The 19,346-nt window shown below is 44.0% G+C and carries 17 protein-coding genes; 10 read left to right on the top strand and 7 right to left on the bottom strand.

From position 1 onward, the window contains the following. Positions 1 to 31: 31 nt before the first annotated feature. Positions 32 to 1,450: a M48 family metalloprotease gene (locus tag MAR181_RS09695; protein ID WP_013796412.1), complete on the bottom strand. Its 1,419-nt coding sequence runs from the start codon at positions 1,448 to 1,450 to the stop codon at positions 32 to 34. Between the two features lie 33 nt (positions 1,451 to 1,483). Here MAR181_RS09695 and MAR181_RS09690 point away from each other — a divergent pair, with 33 nt between their 5' ends. Continuing rightward, positions 1,484 to 1,744 (top strand): sulfurtransferase TusA family protein, encoded by a 261-nt coding sequence (locus tag MAR181_RS09690; protein ID WP_013796411.1) that lies wholly within the window; start codon positions 1,484 to 1,486, stop codon positions 1,742 to 1,744. Further along, the gene (locus MAR181_RS09685; protein WP_013796410.1) at positions 1,738 to 2,814 is read left to right on the top strand and encodes an AI-2E family transporter; all 1,077 of its coding nucleotides are present in this window, start codon (positions 1,738 to 1,740) and stop codon (positions 2,812 to 2,814) included. The genes MAR181_RS09690 and MAR181_RS09685 overlap by 7 nt, the downstream gene beginning before the upstream one ends. 23 nt (positions 2,815 to 2,837) lie before the next feature. On the opposite strand, the gene MAR181_RS09680 is transcribed toward MAR181_RS09685, so the two are convergent. After that, the gene (locus MAR181_RS09680) at positions 2,838 to 4,466 is read right to left on the bottom strand and encodes an alpha-glucosidase (protein WP_013796409.1); all 1,629 of its coding nucleotides are present in this window, start codon (positions 4,464 to 4,466) and stop codon (positions 2,838 to 2,840) included. Between the two features lie 159 nt (positions 4,467 to 4,625). On the opposite strand from MAR181_RS09680, the gene MAR181_RS09675 reads away from it, so the two are divergent. Then, positions 4,626 to 5,780, top strand: coding sequence for an MFS transporter (locus MAR181_RS09675; RefSeq protein WP_013796408.1), 1,155 nt, complete (start codon positions 4,626 to 4,628; stop codon positions 5,778 to 5,780). A gap of 28 nt (positions 5,781 to 5,808) precedes the next feature. Here MAR181_RS09675 and MAR181_RS09670 read toward each other — a convergent pair whose 3' ends face one another. Continuing rightward, the gene (locus MAR181_RS09670) at positions 5,809 to 6,684 is read right to left on the bottom strand and encodes a LysR family transcriptional regulator (protein WP_013796407.1); all 876 of its coding nucleotides are present in this window, start codon (positions 6,682 to 6,684) and stop codon (positions 5,809 to 5,811) included. Positions 6,685 to 6,777: 93 nt separating this feature from the next. On the opposite strand from MAR181_RS09670, the gene leuC reads away from it, so the two are divergent. From leuC to hpf, 5 genes are all read left to right on the top strand, one after another. Next, positions 6,778 to 8,205, top strand: coding sequence for a 3-isopropylmalate dehydratase large subunit (gene leuC / locus MAR181_RS09665; RefSeq protein ID WP_013796406.1), 1,428 nt, complete (start codon positions 6,778 to 6,780; stop codon positions 8,203 to 8,205). Positions 8,206 to 8,213: 8 nt separating this feature from the next. Continuing rightward, the gene (gene leuD, locus MAR181_RS09660) at positions 8,214 to 8,864 is read left to right on the top strand and encodes a 3-isopropylmalate dehydratase small subunit (protein ID WP_013796405.1); all 651 of its coding nucleotides are present in this window, start codon (positions 8,214 to 8,216) and stop codon (positions 8,862 to 8,864) included. 21 nt (positions 8,865 to 8,885) lie between these two features. Further along, positions 8,886 to 9,965, top strand: a complete 1,080-nt coding sequence (gene leuB / locus MAR181_RS09655; protein WP_013796404.1) for a 3-isopropylmalate dehydrogenase — start codon at positions 8,886 to 8,888, stop codon at positions 9,963 to 9,965. A 73-nt stretch (positions 9,966 to 10,038) separates the two neighbouring features. Further along, a complete protein-coding gene (asd, locus tag MAR181_RS09650; protein WP_013796403.1) occupies positions 10,039 to 11,157 on the top strand; it encodes an aspartate-semialdehyde dehydrogenase in 1,119 nt (372 codons plus the stop codon). A gap of 344 nt (positions 11,158 to 11,501) precedes the next feature. Then, positions 11,502 to 11,894: a ribosome hibernation-promoting factor, HPF/YfiA family gene (hpf, locus tag MAR181_RS09645; RefSeq protein WP_013796402.1), complete on the top strand. Its 393-nt coding sequence runs from the start codon at positions 11,502 to 11,504 to the stop codon at positions 11,892 to 11,894. 267 nt (positions 11,895 to 12,161) lie between these two features. Here hpf and MAR181_RS09640 read toward each other — a convergent pair whose 3' ends face one another. After that, entirely contained in the window at positions 12,162 to 14,963 is a 2,802-nt protein-coding gene (locus MAR181_RS09640) for a bifunctional aconitate hydratase 2/2-methylisocitrate dehydratase (RefSeq protein ID WP_013796401.1), read from the bottom strand. Positions 14,964 to 15,161: 198 nt separating this feature from the next. Continuing rightward, a complete protein-coding gene (locus MAR181_RS09635; protein WP_013796400.1) occupies positions 15,162 to 16,892 on the bottom strand; it encodes an SUMF1/EgtB/PvdO family nonheme iron enzyme in 1,731 nt (576 codons plus the stop codon). A gap of 88 nt (positions 16,893 to 16,980) precedes the next feature. On the opposite strand from MAR181_RS09635, the gene MAR181_RS09630 reads away from it, so the two are divergent. Together MAR181_RS09630 and MAR181_RS09625 are read left to right on the top strand one after the other, a co-directional pair. Beyond that, positions 16,981 to 17,592, top strand: coding sequence for a MiaE family protein (locus tag MAR181_RS09630; RefSeq protein WP_013796399.1), 612 nt, complete (start codon positions 16,981 to 16,983; stop codon positions 17,590 to 17,592). 93 nt (positions 17,593 to 17,685) lie between these two features. Further along, on the top strand, positions 17,686 to 17,997 hold the full coding sequence (locus tag MAR181_RS09625; RefSeq protein ID WP_013796398.1) for a hypothetical protein: 312 nt from the start codon (positions 17,686 to 17,688) through the stop codon (positions 17,995 to 17,997). A 57-nt stretch (positions 17,998 to 18,054) separates the two neighbouring features. Here the strand turns inward: MAR181_RS09625 and MAR181_RS09620 are convergent, their stop codons facing one another. Together MAR181_RS09620 and MAR181_RS09615 are read right to left on the bottom strand one after the other, a co-directional pair. Then, positions 18,055 to 18,834, bottom strand: coding sequence for a UDP-2,3-diacylglucosamine diphosphatase (locus tag MAR181_RS09620; RefSeq protein WP_013796397.1), 780 nt, complete (start codon positions 18,832 to 18,834; stop codon positions 18,055 to 18,057). Further along, complete coding sequence (locus tag MAR181_RS09615) at positions 18,834 to 19,337, bottom strand: peptidylprolyl isomerase (RefSeq protein WP_013796396.1); 504 nt, start codon at positions 19,335 to 19,337, stop codon at positions 18,834 to 18,836. Before MAR181_RS09615 ends, MAR181_RS09620 begins: the two co-directional genes overlap by 1 nt. Between the last annotated feature and the right edge of the window lie 9 nt (positions 19,338 to 19,346).

Below are 19,346 nucleotides of genomic sequence, written 5' to 3'. Positions count from 1 at the left end.
ATCTGGCTTTTTATATTTTGCTTGAAATGGTTTAACTATCTTCTGGTTTTAAATCTTCGTCTTTTTCCGCTTTGATGATTTTTTCAAATTCTTTTTCAGTGATTTTAAGTTTTTCGACATTATCCGTGTCTACTATTTTGATGGATCTTTTTAATAGGGCTTTAGCGGTTTGTTCTTTTCCTCTATTGAAATCAAGAAGAGATCGATAATAAAGTGCCATGCTTTTGTTATTGTTGTTTTTGTAATATTGAATATAAGCTCTCCAAATAATTCTTTTTTGATATAAATAATCCGATTTTAACGCGTCTGGCTTTTTTTGGGTCAATTGTGAATTTAGTGAGGAGAAATAAATATTGTTCGGTGCTAAATTTAACTCTTTATTTAATACCTCTATGGCTTTTGAATATTGATTCAAGGACGCATAGCTTAAAGCAAGCAAATAATGGGTATAACGATTGTGTGTTTGAACTTGTTCTAAATAGTGAATCGCGCGTTCGGGGGATTGCACTAAGTATGCAAACAAGGCTTTCGCAAAATGGCTTGGATCACGGCTGTGGATATGCTGAGAGAGATAACGATAAGGTTGATCTTCTAATCCTGCTCTATAAGCTAACAAGCTGGCTCTGAAAAACTCAAAGTCACGCCCATCCCGCTGATTTAAAATACTCTCTTTTGTCGCCGTACTAAAGGAATCAGACATTCGTGTATCAGGTGACGGGTGGGTTGATAAAAATTCTAACTTAGGACGCCCCAATGCTTTTTTAAAAAAGGCTTGAAACAGTTGCGTCATGCCATCAGGGTTAATGTCAGCCTTAATCAGGTATTCGCGGCCGCGACGGTCGGCTTCTTGCTCCTGATTACGACTGTAAGTGAGGGTGTTCTCTGCTTGGTTGGCAATACCACCTAGCCATAATGCCGTTGTCGCATCTGAACCTGCACCCGCTAATGCGGCGGCAATGCCCGCGCCAAGCATGACGAGTGTTTTTTGCAGTTCTTCGCCAGAATGCTGATTTTGTCTTTCATAATGTTGTAAATCTAAATGGGCCAATTCATGCGCGATTAAGCCAAGCAGCATTTCCTCATTGGTAATGATTTCCATGATGTCTGAATACAAAAACATGTGATTACCAGGAATGACGAAGGCATTGCTCTGTGAACTGTTCAGAAAGGTCATTTCAACGGTTTTATTATATAAATCGGTTTGGGGTAATAAAATGGCTAGAGTGTCTTTGAAATAGTCATAGGCTGGCGGGAAATCAATCAATGCACGACTGCCATTAAGCTTTCGAAACCAGTACTGGCCTAAAACATAGGATGGGTTTGAGAGTGTTCTTTCGTCTTTATTCGCTTCTAGATCAGGGATGCTAGCATGGCTAAAATGGATAATTGAAGCGCAAAAAACTAGGGTGATGAATGTCAATTTGGTTGTAACGGTAGAAAATAGTCTCATAATAAGGCGGTCAAATAAGCAGATAAAGAATGTATGATCGAACACAGTACTCAGTATGACGTAATCTTAGATGCAAGAGAAGATAGGTGTCCAATGCCTTTACTCAAAGTAAAGTTGGCATTAAGTAAGATGCAGGCAGGTCAAATTTTGAGCATGACGACATGTGATTCTGGCTCACTGAAAGACATTCCTCAGTACCTTGAAATGCAGGGTTATTCGCTTCTGTCCTTATCAAATGATAAGAACGAGTTTTGTTTCATTATTCAAAAGGATTCAATTGAGGCGCTATGTTAAAAATTGTTGACGGGTTAATTAAGCGTTATTTTTCGAATGAAGAAGTGGTGGTTTTTCTATTATTATTACTGGCTTGTATCGGTGTTCTCGCATTTTGGGGGGGCATCCTAGCGCCAGTATTGATTGCCATTGTCTTGGCTTTTTTATTACAAGGTTTGGTTGAGCGTATCCAGCGCATGGGCTTAGGCCATACCTCTTCTGTATTGGTAGTATTTGTTGGTTTTATTACCGGTTGTGTGGTTTTTATCAGCGTCATGGTGCCGATTATATGGCGTCAAGCAGACCGCTTTTTTAAAGATGCGCCAAGAATGTTCACTGAGCTCAGGGACGTGGTTCAGCGCTTTGCAGAAGGGCACAGTGAAATCGTTAGTCAAACTACCATTGATGAAGTGATAAATTCCTTGGCGAATGAATCGACTAATTTGGGTCAATGGATTGTTTCTTTCTCCATATCAAGCATTCCTTCTTTGTTTTCCTTGGTTATTTATCTGGTCTTAGTCCCTTTAGTTATTTTCTTTTTGTTAAAAGATCAAAGGTCTATTTTGACCTATCTGACGTCTTGGTTACCAAAAGAAAGAAAAATGATGCGTCGGATTTCACATGAAATGAATGATCAGATCGCTAACTACATTCGTGGAAAGTTTATCGAAATGTTAGTCGTTGGTGTGGTGACTTATTTGGTGTTTCTATTGTTTGGTTTGAGGTACGCTGAATTACTCGCTTTATTGGTTGGCTTGTCGGTGTTAATTCCGTACATCGGCGCAGCGGCGGTCACCATTCCAGTGGTTTTAGTGGCGTTTTATCAATTTGGTACACAAAACGAATTTCTATATGTCGTTGTGGCGTATTTGGTCGTACAAGCCTTAGATGGCAATGTGCTGGTACCGCTGTTATTTTCGGAAGCCGTTAATTTGCATCCGTTGGCGATTATTGTTGCTGTGCTGTTTTTTGGTGGCATTTGGGGCTTCTGGGGAATCTTTTTCGCGATTCCGTTGGCCACGCTGGTGAAAGCCATTATTAATGCTTGGCCAGGGGAAGAGGATTTACTCGACCAGCCATCGGCCGAGTAATCCTTAAACAGGCTATCATGGCCTTATTGTTCAATTAAATCGGCGATCACAACACTGTAAGCGGGTAAGACAATCAAACCCGCTTCGATTTTTCCTGCTGGTAAGCTATTGGGCAATTCGATGGCCGCTAATTCATGCTGGCATGGGTATTGAAACTCGTTTTGGCTGGTATTAATTGCAATTAAGCAGCTCTGGTCTTGATACCTCCGAATGAAAATCAACCTATCTTCATCGTTGTATAGGAAGGCAATGTCTCCTACTTTTAGTGCCATTCTACTTTTTCTGAAGGTCAGGAAGTCTCGATAAGCGTGCAAGCATGAGTCTTGATCTTGTTCTTGTTTGCTGACCGCAAGAGGGTAGTGTTGAGTCGGGATGGGTAACCAGGTTGAAAGATGTTGACTGAATCCAGCATTTTCTCTTGTATCCCAAGGCATAGGAGTGCGACAGCCGTCGCGCCCTTTGAACTCAGGCCAAAATGCAATGCCAAAAGGGTCAACCAGCTGCTCAAACCTTAATTCGGCTTCTATTAGCGCCAGCTCTTCCCCTTGATACAAACAAATGCTGCCACGCAGACTAAGTAACATCAGCATGTAGATTTTGCTTTTGGCTATATTGTCTTGATCTTTGCCCCAGCGGGTCGCCACTCGCTCTACATCATGATTGCCAATCGACCAGCAAGGCCAGCCGTCACCCAAGCCTTTTTCTATGGTCTCCATGGTGTCTCGTATGTGCTGCATACTACTATCGTGAGTTAATAGGTCGAACGAATAACACATGTGGAGTTTGTCATCGCCTTGTGTGTAATCCGCCATGGTTTTTAGGGAGAAGTCACACCCCACTTCGCCAACGGTCGTAGTGCCAGGGTATTGATCCAGCAGGCTTCTCAGACGTTGTAAAAAAGCGATGTTTTCAGGGCGAGATTTATCATACAAGTGAAGTTGGTAAGCATAGGGATTATCTAATCTAATACCAATACTGCCTTCTACCACATCTTCATTTGGTGGGTTATTTCTAAGTGCTAGATCATGATAATAATAATTTGCTGTGTCTAAACGAAAACCATCTACACCAAGCTTCAACCAAAACTCCACTGTTTCTAATAACGCATCGACCACATCAGGATTATGGAAATTTAAATCAGGTTGGCTATCGAGGAAGTTGTGTAAATAATATTGCCGACGCCGACTATCCCAATGCCATGCGGGTCCGCCAAATACCGATAGCCAATTATTTGGCACAGTGCCATCGTCTTGGGCGTCGGCCCAAACATACCAATCTGCTTTATCGTTATCATGGCTTTGTCGAGACTCAATAAACCAAGGATGCTGATCTGAGGAGTGATTCAATACTTGGTCTATGATGACCTTCAGTCCCCTTTCATGGGCAGCCTGAATTAACTGGTCGAAATCGTCTAGGTTGCCAAAAATGGGATCCACATCACAATAATCTGAAACATCGTATCCAAAATCTTTCATCGGCGAGGTGAAAAAGGGCGACAGCCAGATGGCGTCAACGCCTAGCTTGGCAATGTAGTCCATTTTTTGTGTCACACCAGCGAGATCGCCAATGCCATCATTATTCGCATCAAAAAAGCTGCGAGGGTACACCTGATAAATGACCGCACCGCGCCACCATGGCTGATTTGTTGTCATGTTGAGTTCCTTTATTGGTTGAGCTTAAAAATCTGAGCTAAACTGAGCGGGTTGTTATTATTGGTTGGATCGTGCTTTTTTTCAGTATTTCCAGCATACTCAAAGAAATCGCTTTTTGCATAATAATGATTACGAATAGATGTGATCTTTGAGGCTAAGATGTTTTCACGAAAAGCTCGACCAGTGGCCTGGCCATTGTTTTTCTTCTACTTTTTCTTCTGTTGTTTAATTGGGGTGATGATGCCCTACATCTCAGTTTATTATAAATCGATAGGCTTAACTGCGTCAGAAATTGGTCGTCTCATGTCGACCTTTACCTTGTCAGGTATTGTGATACCCCACTTTTGGGGATGGTTAACGGCGAAAATTGGCTTGCCTAAGCGGATTTTACAATGTGCCGTTCTTGGGTGCTTTATCGCGGTTTTACCGTTTAATTGGAATAAGGAATTTGAAAGCCTCTGGTTATTAACCTGTTGCATGGCGCTATTCTATTCCGCCTTACTACCCATGACAGACTCCCTTGCTGTGCGCAGTATTCGTCGATTGGATGTACCTTATACAAGGTTAAGGGTGGGTGGTTCGATCGGCTATGTGGTGGCTGTGGCCGCCGGTGGCTTTTTGATCGGACAATTTGGTGCCTGGGTAGTGATACCCACTATGTGTACTTTTCTGGCGTTGGCGGTAGTGACCATCTTTTTTGTGAAAGAGCAGGCATACGAAGCGAGTAATCATAAAGAGCAAGTGTCGTTCGTTACTCTTTTGAAAACCCCTGAGTCTTTGTTGTTTTTTGGCTTGGCGTTTTTGGCCTTCATGTCGCATGCTCCTTTCAATGTTTTTTTTGCGGTCCACTTGTCGAACTTTGGTTACAGTGGTGAGGTCATTGGTCTTCTAATGGCATTTGGTGTGATCATAGAAATCATTCTGTTTCTGTTTTTTGGCAATACGGTAAAACGATTTGATGTTGTACATTTGGTGATGTTGTGTTTTGTCTGTGGTGTGATTCGTTGGCTTCTGGTTGGTTGGTTTGCCTCAAATGTATGGATACTGATGCTAACGCAAATGCTTCACTGTATTACCTTCGCCCTGTTTCATATGGTATCAATCGAGCAAATTAGACGTTTGTTTCCAGAGCGTTATGCGGGACAAGGACAAGCAATGTACAGTGCCTTCGCCATCGGTTTGGGGGGCGGTTTAGGCATGGTCGTTACTGGTTATCTTTGGGAGTGGGCAGGGGGCGCCTGGGCTTTTACTGCAGCCGCTATGGTGAGTGGGTTGGCGCTCATTATTTTGATTAGCAGCCAGAAAGAGAGATAAGCCAAGCCATGCTGTTAAAACAAAGGCCTCAATGTGAGGCTTGTTTTAACAAAGTGATAAAAGCATTGGCTGCTCGGCTAAGGGTTTTTTGCTTATGGTGCAATACGCCTAATTTTCTTTCCACATTGAGCTCAGGAAAGTTCAAAACCGTCAATCTGTCATCAACCAGAGTAGAGGGCAGTAACGACCAACCCCAACCAATACTCACTAGCATCGCCAAGGTTTCAAGGTTGTTGGTGTTCATTCGTACCTGTGGTTTCAGACCTTGCTTACCAAATACTTGCTCGGCAATTTGTCGAGTGAAGGTATTTTTATTTGGTAACACGCAAGGGTATTCAGCGAGATCGACTAAACTAATTTGATCTAGGAGTGTTAAGGGGTGATCCTTACTAACCACGCATGTTAGGGGGTCCGACCAAATTGGAATGGATTCTAATAGGCTGTTCTCTTTATTGGATAAGGTAATGACTGCGAGTTCAGCGTGGCCTTTTAAAACATCTTGGTAGGCTTCTTCCGATTGAGTGAATTCAATTTCTAATTGCGCACTAGGATAATCCTGCTGGAAACGTTTTAGTGAGTCTGGTAAGCGATGTAATCCCACGTGGTGACTTGTAGACAGGCGAAGCTCGCCACTGACGTCTTGCATCTGTAATGTCATGCTACGCTTGATGTCTTCAAGGTCTTCCGCCATTTTCTTTGCTTTGGGTAATAAGCGAATACCGGCTTCCGTTAACTGTACCTGCCTGCCAATACGATCAAATAATTTCACACCAAGGTTGGACTCCAATGCCGCAATGCGTTTGCTGACGGCTGGTTGGGTGACAAATAGACGTGTCGCGGCATCGGAAAATGAGTGTGTCTCCGCAACTTTTATAAAGGTAATTAACTCAGCAATATCTAGCATTCCAAAAAATAATCCAAAACATGAAAAATATGAATTTGAGTAATTTAAGCCAAAGTTTTAGGATAGCGCAATAAGATTTTTAGGAGAGAACTTATGGCTGGTAAAACCCTTTACGACAAATTGTGGGATAACCACCTTGTCCAACAACGAGATGATGGTAGTGCATTGATTTATATCGACTTGCAGCTACTTCATGAAGTCACATCACCGCAGGCATTTGAAGGCTTGCGTTTGGCGGGTCGTAAACCATGGCGTATCTCTGCCAGTTTGGCGACGCCGGATCATAATGTGCCGACAACCAAAAATGAGCGTATTTCAGGTGTAGATGGTATCGAAGACCCAGTGTCAAAGATTCAAGTCACGACACTTGATGAAAACTGTAACGAGTTTGGTATTACTGAATTCAACATGAAAGACATTCGTCAGGGTATTGTGCACGTTGTTGGGCCAGAACAAGGCGCTACTTTACCGGGTATGACCGTCGTATGTGGTGATTCCCACACTTCGACTCACGGTGCTTTTGGGGCTTTGGCTCATGGTATTGGTACCTCTGAAGTTGAACACGTATTAGCCACTCAGTGCTTAGTACAAAAGAAAAGTCGCAATATGCTGGTTCGAGTAGACGGAGAATTATCGTCTTGGGTATCGGCTAAAGACGTCGTACTGGCGATTATCGGCGCAATCGGTACAGCGGGTGGCACTGGTTACGCCATCGAGTTTGGTGGCACTGGTATTCAGTCTTTGTCGATGGAAGGTCGTATGACCGTCTGTAATATGGCCATTGAAGCGGGTGCTCGAGTTGGCTTAATTGCAGTAGACGATACGACTATCGAATACGTGAAAGATCGTCCTTATGCACCAAAAGGCGAGCATTGGGATATGGCGGTGGCGGCTTGGCAAGATTTGGTGTCAGACAAAGACGCCCAGTTTGATGAAGTTGTGGTCATTAAATCGGAAGACATCAAACCTCAAGTGACTTGGGGAACCTCACCTGAAATGGTTATTGCCATTGATGAAGCGATTCCTCGTCCAGAAGATCAAGTGGATCCAGTGAAAAAAGAAGGTTATGCCCGTGCTTGGAAATACATGGGGCTTGAGGGCAAAACGACTTTGGCGGACGTAACATTGGATCGTGTATTTATCGGTTCTTGCACAAACTCTCGTATAGAAGATTTACGTATTGCTGCTGAAGTTGTGAAAGGCCGTAAAGTGGCTTCAAGCTTGAAGCAAGCAATTGTGGTACCAGGTTCCGGTTTAGTGAAAGCACAAGCTGAGAAAGAAGGTCTACATGAAGTGTTTGAGGCGGCTGGTCTTGAATGGCGTGAGCCTGGTTGTTCAATGTGTTTGGCAATGAACGCAGACAAATTAGGCAACGGCGAGCACTGTGCTTCTACCTCTAACCGTAATTTCGAAGGTCGACAAGGTTTTGGTGGGCGTACGCATTTAGTCAGTCCAGCCATGGCCGCTGCGGCCGCGATAGCTGGCCATTTCGTTGACGTTAGCGAATTTGTGAAACACTAGGAGAGAATATGCGTCCCTTTACAAAACACACAGGTTTGGCGGCTCCTTTGGATTTGGCAAACGTTGACACGGATATGATTATTCCGAAGCAGTTTTTGAAATCCATTAAGCGTACGGGTTTCGGTAAAAACTTATTTGATGAATTGCGCTATGAAGACGAAGGGCAGCCAGACCAATCATGTGAAGGTCGTCCTTTGCGTCAAGATTTTGTGCTAAATCAGTCTAGGTATGCTGGTGCGAGTGTTTTATTGGCACGACAGAATTTCGGCTGTGGTTCGAGCCGTGAACATGCGCCTTGGGCACTGGATGATTATGGCATTCGTTCAATTATTGCCCCAAGTTTTGCTGACATTTTTTACAACAACTGTTTTAAAAATGGTTTATTACCCATTGTTTTGGATGCAGAAGACGTTGATCAACTGTTTGCTGAAGTCGATGGTAAAGAAGGTGCTCAGATTGACATTGATCTTCAAAACCAAACCGTGACGGCCCCTTCTGGTGCTAAGTTTGAATTTGTGGTTGATCAATTTCGTAAGCATTGTTTGTTGAATGGTTTAGATGATATTGGCTTGACGCTACAACAAGAAGAGAACATTCGTCGTTATGAAGAGAAGCGAATGAATGAGGCTCCTTGGTTATTTTTAAGCCGTGAACAATAATTCAATTAGTAAGGATTAGTAATGACAAAAAAAGTATTGGTCTTGCCTGGTGACGGCATTGGTCCAGAAATTGTTACACAAGCGGTACGTGTATTAGATGCCGTTAATGACACCTTTGCATTGGATATTGAGCATGAAAGTGCTTTGGTGGGTGGTTCAGCTTACGATGAGACTGGCTCGCCTTTACCTGAAGCGACGTTAACAAAAGCTAAAGCCGCTGATGCCATTTTATTAGGAGCTGTTGGTGGGCCAAAATGGGACGGTTTAGACATGGCCGTTCGACCAGAAAAAGGTTTATTAGGCTTGCGTTCTAATCTTGAGCTTTTCTCTAATTTGCGTCCTGCCATTTTATACCCACAATTGGCCGATGCTTCCAGTTTGAAGCCTGAAATCGTAGCGGGTTTGGATATCTTGATTGTTCGTGAGTTAACGGGCGGTATTTACTTTGGCCAACCTCGCGGTATCCGCACTTTAGAAAATGGTGAACGTGAAGGTTTTAATACCTATGTATACAGTGAATCTGAGATTCGTCGTATTGCTCGCTCGGCATTTGAGGCGGCTCGTCAACGCGGTAAGCGCGTGTGCTCAATTGATAAATCGAATGTGCTTGAAGTGACGGTGTTGTGGAAAGAAGTCATGGAAGAAGTGGCCAAAGAGTATCCTGATGTCGAATTAACGCATATGTTAGTCGATAATGCTGCAATGCAGTTGGTTAAGGCACCAAAACAGTTTGATGTAATGGTTACTGGCAACATGTTTGGTGATATCCTTTCTGATGCTGCCGCTATGCTAACGGGATCAATTGGCATGCTTCCTTCTGCATCATTAAATGCCGAAGGTCGTGGGATGTATGAGCCTTGTCATGGTTCTGCACCAGATATTGCGGGTAAAGGCATTGCTAACCCATTAGCCACGATTTTGTCCGTTGCGATGATGTTGCGCTATTCGTTGGCGGCTAAGCCTGCTGCTGATGCAATTGAAGCGGCCGTTAGTAAGGTTCTTGATCAAGGGTTGAGAACATCAGACATTGCGTCTGAAGGCTGTACAACTGTGAGTACGCAAGCCATGGGTGATGCGGTACTGGCAGCATTAAAAGCTTAACAATAGAGTGTTAAGCATTCATTCGGGATATTGCTCTTGGTATGAGTGACCCCACAAAAAAAGGTAGAAAACCATGTCAAAAAACACTGTAGGTTTAGTCGGTTGGCGCGGAATGGTCGGTTCCGTATTGATGCAACGTATGTTGGCTGAAAATGATTTTGATCACATTGATCCAGTTTTTTTCACTACATCTCAGACGGGGCAGAAAGGGCCAGAAATTGGTAAAGATATTCCATTGCTTCAAGACGCGAAAGACATTGAGTCATTGAAGAAGATGGACATTATTATCACCTGTCAGGGTGGTGATTATACCAAGGAGATTTACCCTCAGTTGCGTAAGGCTGGTTGGAAAGGTTACTGGATCGATGCCGCGTCTTCATTGCGTATGGACAAAGATGCCATCATCGTATTAGACCCAGTGAACCAAAACGTCATTAAGCAAGGTTTGCAAGATGGCGTGAAAACCTTTGTCGGTGGTAACTGTACCGTTAGTTTGATGTTATTAGCCCTAGGTGGTCTGTTTGATAAAGGTCATATCGAGTGGATGACTTCCATGACCTATCAGGCGGCATCTGGTGGCGGTGCTCGTCATATGCGTGAATTGATCAATCAAATGGGCATGTTGCAAGGAGCGGTCGCTGGTGAGCTTGCTGATCCTGCTAGTGCGATCTTAGATATTGATCGTAAAGTGGCGGAAAAAATGCGTTCGGCCGATATGCCTGTCGATCAATTTGGGGTGCCATTAGCTGGTAGCTTGATTCCTTACATCGATGCACAGTTAGATAATGGTCAAAGTCGTGAAGAGTGGAAGGCGCAAGCAGAGGCGAATAAAATCCTTGGCAATACGTCAAACATTATCCCAGTAGACGGTTTATGTGTTCGTATTGGTGCCATGCGCTGCCATAGCCAAGCCTTTACGATCAAGCTTAACCAGGATATCCCAGTGGCGGATATCGAAGGTTTATTAGCGGAGCATAACGATTGGGTTCGAGTGATTGCCAATGACAAGCAAGCAACTATGGAACAACTCACGCCAACTGCTGCAACAGGTACTTTGGATATTCCAGTTGGGCGTATTCGTAAGTTGAATATGGGACCGGAATACATCAGTGCTTTCTCCGTAGGGGATCAGCTGTTGTGGGGAGCGGCAGAGCCACTTCGTCGCATGCTGCGCATCTTGCTTGAAGACTAGTGTCCGAAAATAGTTGGAAAAAGCACAGCCTAAGCTGTGCTTTTTTTTGCCTGCTACTTTTTGTTCCTAACATGATTTTATTAAAATTTAATTACATAATTTCATGGTGACTTGGCGTGCTCCTGCTACACTGAAAATATAGTGTTTGAAACCATTCTGTTAAAGGTAGCGAGGATTTGAAGCAGATGAAAAAATCACCCTTTGTCTACATGATCTTGAGCAAGTATTTACATTATTGGGATTGAAATTGGATGTCATCGTCCATAGATTAATAATAGGAAGGCAAGAGGAGGATTAATAATAAATAAATTAAACGTCTGACTAAAACAGAAGGAAAATGCTATATGTATACATTGAATATCAACGGTCACCATGTCCAGTCTGGTGAAGAAGTACAACAAGTAGTCAAAGAAAAAATGGATCACTTGGCGCGTATCAACAATCAGATAACTAGCATTAAAGTGATTCTAAATACTGAAAAGCATGAGATCCATGAACTTATTGTAGAGGCCATTGTTCATATTCCTGGTCATGACTTATTTGCAACCGTTAAGACAGATAAGCAACTTAAACCCGCCCTAGACCTTTTAGTTAGTAAATTAGAAAAACAGTTAATTAAGCATAAAGCCAAACACTCTGGCCGACAGCATCACATCAATGCTAAGGACGTAGAGAGTCATTCAGAAAGGCAAATGCAAGCCGAATTTGACGAACTCGTAGAACGAGAAGTGATTTAATTAACCCATTCTAATCAGAATGAGCCTCGCTTTTGCGGGGCTTTTTAATGCCCTTTTGATAGCTTTTTTAAGCTGATATGCCAATACTGATGTCGCTGACCATGTCATGGCTGTTTGTGTTTAAGCCAATGTGTTGCAAAAGCAACTAGACGCAGTCTTGTGGGTCGCGGGGATAGGGCGGTTAAATGCTTAAATATAATAAAAAAGCCGATACTGATTAACAGTATCGGCTTTTTAATGTGTTCAAGCTGAACGAATGTCTAATAACTAGTGACTGCTGACCGCGATCAGTTCAGCAGGCGCTGTTGTCATTTCCTCTACTGGTGGCGCAAAATCAGTTAAATTGATTCCGTCTACGGCAGATAAGTATTCATCCATTGATGGGAAGCGACCCAATACAGCGGAAAGAACAACCAGAGGGGTTGAGCCCAATAGTGATTCACCTTTCTTCTCTGAAGAGTCCGCAACAACACGACCTTGGAACAAGCGAGTAGAAGTGGCGATTACCGTGTCACCTGGTTCCGCTTTCTCTTGGTTGCCCATGCACAGGTTGCAGCCAGGGCGTTCTAGATACAGGATATTCTCGTATTTAGTACGTGCTTGACCCTTAGGGTTGCTGTCGTCAAATTCGAAGCCAGCGTATTTGGTAAGGATATCCCAATCGCCTTCTGCTTTAAGCTCATCGACAATATTGTAGGTTGGCGCGGCAACAACAAGAGGCGCTTTGAATGATACGCTACCTTGTTTTGATTCAATGTTGCGTAGCATTTGCGCGATGATTTGGATGTCACCTTTGTGAACCATACAAGAACCAACGAACGCTAAGTCAACTGGCTTGTTGTTGTAGAAAGACACAGGACGAATAACATCGTGGGTATAACGCTTAGAAACGTCATCGTTGTTTACGTCAGGGTCAGCAATCATAGGCTCAGCGATTTCATCTAGATCCACTACCACTTCAGCAAAGTATTTTGCATTGTTGTCAGGCGCTAGAGCAGGTTGTTCACCTGACTTAATGCCGGCAATGCGCTTGTCTGCTAGTGCAATAAGACCATGTAGCGTTTTCGCTTCGTTTTCCATGCCTTTGTTAATCATGATTTGAATACGGCTCTTCGCCAATTCAAGTGATTGAACAAGTGTGTCATCGGTGGAGATACAGATTGATGCTTTCGCTTTCATTTCTGCAGTCCAATCGGTGAATGTAAAGGCTTGGTCAGCCAAAAGAGTACCAATATGTACTTCAATGATGCGGCCTTGGAAAACGTTCTCACCGCCAAACTGCTTAAGCATTTGTGCTTGAGTCGCGTGAACGACATCACGGAAGTCCATGTGGCTCTTCATGTGACCTTTAAAGGTCACTTTTACAGAGTCAGGAATCGGCATTGCTGCTTCACCTGTTGCCAGTGCAAGCGCTACCGTACCCGAGTCAGCACCGAACGCGACACCTTTAGACATACGAGTGTGAGAGTCGCCGCCGATGATGATGGCGCGATCGTCAATGGTAATGTCATTCAACACTTTATGGATAACGTCGGTCATTGGTGGGTAAACACCTTTAGGATCACGTGCTGTGATCAAGCCGAAGTTGCTCATGAAGCTCATTAGCTTAGGAATGTTAGCTTGCGCTTTGCTATCCCATACGGACGCTGTGTGACAACCAGACTGGTAAGCACCGTCAACGATAGGAGAGATAACAGAAGCTGCCATGGACTCCAGCTCTTGCGCCGTCATTGGGCCAGTGGTGTCTTGAGAACCAACAATGTTTACTTTCACACGTACGTCAGAGCCCGCGTGTAGAGGTGTGTCAGAGTTCACACCAACAGCATTGTTGTTAAAGATTTTCTCAACAGCGGTTAAGCCTTGGCCTTCAACTGAAATTTCTTGCGATGGTGCATAAACTTGTGGTGCTTCAACGCCAAGAGTTTCTGCTGCGAACGTTTGCAACTTCTTACCAAAGACGACAGCATAAGATCCACCTGCACGCATGAATTCGACTTTTTGCGCGATGAAAGAGTCCGAAAGATCAACCAGCTCTTTGTCGCCGTTGTACAATTTCTTCTTCTTCGTGTCGATTGTCAAAAGCGTGCCAGTTGCGACAGAGTAGGCTTCTTCTAAAATAGGGTCGCCATTTGCATCAACGACTGTGTTGCCATTCGCGTCTACTTTCTTAACCCAGTTTTTAAGGTCGATACCGATGCCGCCAGTCACGCCAACGGTCGTCAAGAAGATTGGAGAAATGCCGTTAGTACCTGCAACGACTGGTGCAAAGTTAACGAAAGGGACATAAGGGCTGGCTTGTTTGCCTGCCCATAGCGCCACGTTGTTAACACCAGACATACGTGAGGAACCAACCCCCATGGTGCCTTTTTCGGCAATCAACATGACTTTAGCATTTGGGTGCTTTTCTTTTAGCTCGACAATTTCTTGCTGAGCTTCTGGAGAGATCATGCATTTACCGTGTAATTCACGGTCAGCACGAGAGTGTGCTTGGTTACCTGGAGACAATAAGTCAGTAGAGATATCACCTTCACCCGCAATGTAGGTGATGACTTCAATTTTTTCATCAATATCAGGTAGTTTGGTGAAGAATTCCGCTTTAGCGTAGCTCTCTAGGATTTCTGTTGCGATCTTGTTGCCAGCTTTGTAAGCAACTTCAAGGCGTTCCATGTCTGCTTCGTATAAGAAAACCTGAGTTTTCAATACTTCTGCAGCAGCAGAAGCCACTTTAGCGTCATCAGCAAGTGCCAGGTCAATCAGTACTTCGACCGACGGTCCGCCTTTCATGTGGGAAAGAAATTCTAATGCTCGTTCGGCAGAGATCTCTGCAACTGTTTCTTCACCTAAGATGATTTCTTTAAGGAATTTGGCTTTCACAGCAGCGGCGCTGGTGGTGCCTGGTAGTGAGTTATAAATAAAGAAGTTTAGAGAATCTTCTCGGTGTTCGTGTTCTGTGTCTTTAATTTGAGCGATGATCTCAGTCAATAATTCACCGCCGTCGATTGGTTTTGGGTGTAACCCTTCACCCTTACGGTCTTCAATTTCTTGCAAGTATTCTAGATACAGGCTCATATAACACCTCTGGACTTAAATTCGCGTAAATATTACGTATATAAAATGGCCCGCTGCCAGACCATGATGTAAAACAACTCTATACGTTTGACCCTACTTATATTATAGGAAAAACCGTGACAAGAGTGCGACAGGGCCATAACAATTTCGAATAGGTGACATTTAGTGGAATTATTCTGATTTAGCGAGCACCGATTTTCACAGGGGCTGAATCACTCTCACCACACGAAATCCCCAGTTGCTGGCTTTCAGGTCCGGCTGTGCTCGATAGCGTGTCGCACTTCTACCAACCCTTGGAATATCGAACCAAGAACCACCGCGTAGTACTCGATTATCGCATTGATTATCCAGCCACACCTGATTATTTGTAGGGGCGCCTTCATAAGAGTCGTGATAACAATCTTCTATCCATTCGGCTACATTGCCATGCATATCAAACAAACCAAGAGGGTTGCTGGCCTGGCTTCCGACAGGGCCAGTCGATACGGCATCCCATTGACTGCCGCAGCTGTCACAAACGCTATACCCGGGCTTAACGTCGTTGCCATACCAGAAAGCCGTGCTGGAATCGGCTCGCGCAGAATATTCCCATTCGATTTCAGTTGGCAGTCGATACTCTTGCCCTGTTTGTTCAGACAACCATGCTGTATAAGCTTTTGCATCATACCAGCTGACATTGATGGCCGGTCTTTTGCCGCGCCCCCAGCCATTATCAAGGGGCAGGCTTCGACCAGTGGCTTGAGCAAATTTGTCGTATTGATCAAAGGTTACTTCGTATTTACTGATGTAAAAGCCATTGGGGATGTCCACTTCATGGACGGGTTTTTCATTGTCGTCACCAAAGCGATTTTGATCGCCCATCAAAAAAGTCGCCGGTGGGATTTTTTCGACTTTAGGGGCTGTGCCGCCAGTTGCGAGTGGTTCCTCCAGTACCTTGGGAAGTTTCTCAAACGGGGTTTCTTGTTTCTCTATTTTGGCGGGTGCTGGTTTGATTGCAATGGGGTCTTCGTTTGCTTCTGGCCAAAAAATCAACGCTAGTATTAGGCTGGCGACAGAGGCAGCGCTAATACCAATGAGCTTTTTGTTGACCTTTTTTACCTGGCGTCGAATGTAGGTTTTGAGTGCCGATTCATCTTGGGAATCAGGTTTGTAAAGGTTTGCGCGAATCAGGCGGATGACTTCGGTGAGATTTTTAGGCCTAGCTTGTTCGCTTTCACGGGTCCATTTGACGAGTTTTTGCCAAGTATTATCACTTAAGTGTGTGTGAGATTCTGGTAAGTCGGTTGCTAGGTTTTTATCCAGTATGGATTCTCCCAGTAAGGCAGCCATTAAAAGCCGCATAAAGGCGAATCTATCTGCTGCTGGGGACTTCTTTTGATCCTGTTTGCGATATTCTGGCGGAATGAAGCGGTTGTCCATGTCTTTGTCGTCAATTTTCTGCATCCAATTGTGTGCACCAAATCCTGTCATAATACCGATGCCGTTGACGACCTGAACGGACGATAAATCAAGATGGCCATGCAACAAGTTGTTGTTATGGGCCTGGTCTAACGCTTTTGCTATGCCATCCAAGAGGCTGATCACCACATTTAAAGGGGCACCCTCTGGGTATTTGCCTAGAAAACTGTAAAGGTTTTCACCACCACACACAGCCGAGCAAGAAAATACCCACAAGTTTGAATAAAAAGGAGGGTAGTTAGGTGTGATCGCAGGATGCTTTATGCTGGTGTATTTGCGAGCGTTTTGTAAAAACTCTTCTACCTTACCTTTGTCTGATTGATAAAAACGCAGGACAAATGGACGACCACCCTGATCCGCCATCCAAGTGGTTTTTTGGCTGTCCATAGGGTAGTTCAAAATGTAAGGGTCCAGTTCAACGCCAACATGTTGGCCGATTTTTAATTTTGTAGGTTGATAAAATTCATTCATTACGAAATTGATTTCCAAATCAAGACGTTGCTGCCTAAATGGCGAATAACTAGTATAATCTCGTTTTTTAACACAAAAAGGTAGACTAATGTTATCCGCGTACCCTGAGCTTGTCGCGTTTCTTCCCTGTCAATCCCCTGAAGCTTGGGTGAATTGGGCCATAGAAAACCAAAACTTACTTTTAAATGATCATGCGCATTGTGAAAAAAAAGCCGCATCAACGGCTATGAGCTTAATGTATCGTTACGTAGATCGCGATAACCTTTTACATAAAATGTCTCGTTTAGCACGAGAAGAGCTACTGCATTTTGAACAAGTTCATAAACTCATGCGCAATCGTGATGTGGCCTATGAGCATCTTACGGCATCTCGTTATGCTGACGGACTACGTAAACATATTCGTACGCATGAGCCTGCTCGCTTAGTGGATACCCTGATCATAGGTGCTTTTGTGGAAGCTCGTTCTTGTGAACGTTTTGCTGTATTGGCCCCACATTTGGATGAAGAATTGTCAAAGTTCTATATATCCTTACTTAAATCTGAAGCGCGCCATTTTGAAGATTACCTTGCCTTGGCTGAAGAATACGCGAATGAATCAATCGATGAGCGAGTCGCGTTTTTCCGCGAGCTGGAGCATAAATTGATTACCGAGCCAGACGTTGAATTCCGCGTGCACAGTGGCCCGCCGAGTGCTGCATAAGTTACAAATTAGCACAAAGCTATTTCGGTTCTTAACATTGGTAAGGCAGTGAACTGCTAAACTCATAATGTAATCTCATTAGGAGACCTACTTATGAGCTCGCAAAAAAGTGAAACCTTGCCAGACGTGACTTATTGGTTAGCGCTGGAAATCGCAAAAGTCGATCCCATTGTCGATCTGGATGTGATGTACCGCGGCTCAATGGAGTTGGATTATTTATATCAGGTGTTAACCAGTAAGGCACAGCATTACTGGTGGCAAGAGCATGGTGTTAAGTTGTCACCCGTGATGGTAAATAACGCCTTCTTCAGAGCGATTGCCATGCTACATCATCGTAATCTGGAGTTTGATCGTTCTCGTCAAACTGAAGAAACGACTTGGGTAAAAGAGTTGTTAGGGCGATGAGTCAAAACACCCTCGATTAAAAAACCAGTAAGCAATACTTACTGGTTTTTTTGTGCGCTAGTGAAATAGCGTTTGTTGATGAACCGTTTGCAAAGCCTCTAGCCCTTGTTTTAAGAAGGCTTCAACGCTTGAGCGTGATTGCTTAAATTGACCTTGCTGGACCTCAGCAAACCAGATGTACTTGTCCCAATCACCTAGAACGCAACGTATGTATTGTCCATTGTGATGAATCTCTGGTCGGTGAGTATGGCCATGGATAATGGCGGTGCAAGTATGTTGTTGCAATGAATCGATCACAGCTTGTTCCGTTACGTCCATAATGCTCATGGCTTTTTCAGACGCCATGGCTTGGCTGTCATTGCGCAGCTGTGCTGCTAAGGCAATGCGCTGCTCAATCGGTAAGCTGAGAATCTGTTGTTGCCAGGCGGGAGAACGAACGGTGCGACGAAAGGCTTGATATTCGGTATCGGCTAAGCAATATTCATCCCCATGAGCAAGCAAAAGCTTGCCTTCTTCCAGGCTAAGTTCGCTTTGTTCGTCGAGTAATCTGGCACCAATACGGGTTAGCCAAGCTTGCCCAATTAAAAAATCACGATTGCCGTGCAGAAAGTAGATCTGCCAACCGGATTGAGATAATTGTGCTAAGGCAAGTTCAATCGGTTGATTCCATTCGGGTTGATAATCATCACCAATCCAAGCTTCATAAAAATCCCCTAATAGATACAGTTCCGCGGGCGTTTTCTGAGCTTTAAGTTCATCCATCATTTGAACAAACGCCCGGATGAGATCCGGGCGTTTGTCACTTAGATGTAAATCTGAAATAAAGAATCGGGTCATTAGCCTTCGCTTTTTACCAGTTCAGCTGACTCAATGATCACATCTTCAGCTGGCACATCTTGGTGTCCTGCTTTAACGGTTGTACTGACTTCTTTTATTTTGTTTACCACGTCCATGCCGGCCGTTACTTTACCAAATACGGCATAACCCCAACCGTCAGGAGTTTTGCTGCGGTGATTTAGGAAGCTATTATCCGCGACGTTGATAAAGAATTGAGCGGAAGCTGAATGAGGGTCCATAGTACGGGCCATTGCCAATGTGCCTGCGTCGTTCGTTAGACCATTGTCAGCTTCGTTTTCGATTGGAGCGCGAGTGTCTTTCTGAGTCATGCCTGGTTCAAAGCCGCCACCTTGAACCATGAAGCCATTAATGACACGGTGGAAGATGATTCCGTCATAAAAACCTGAAGTCACATAGTCTTCAAAGTTTTTTGCTGTCTTAGGCGCTTTTTCGTAATCAAGTTGAATCTGAATATCGCCGTGGTTGGTGTGTAAAATAATCATGTTTCATTC

Origin of the sequence: Marinomonas posidonica IVIA-Po-181 (genome assembly GCF_000214215.1) — a bacterium.
In the GTDB taxonomy this organism is placed as follows: Bacteria; Pseudomonadota; Gammaproteobacteria; order Pseudomonadales; family Marinomonadaceae; genus Marinomonas; species Marinomonas posidonica.
This window is presented reverse-complemented; position numbering and strand designations above follow the sequence as displayed.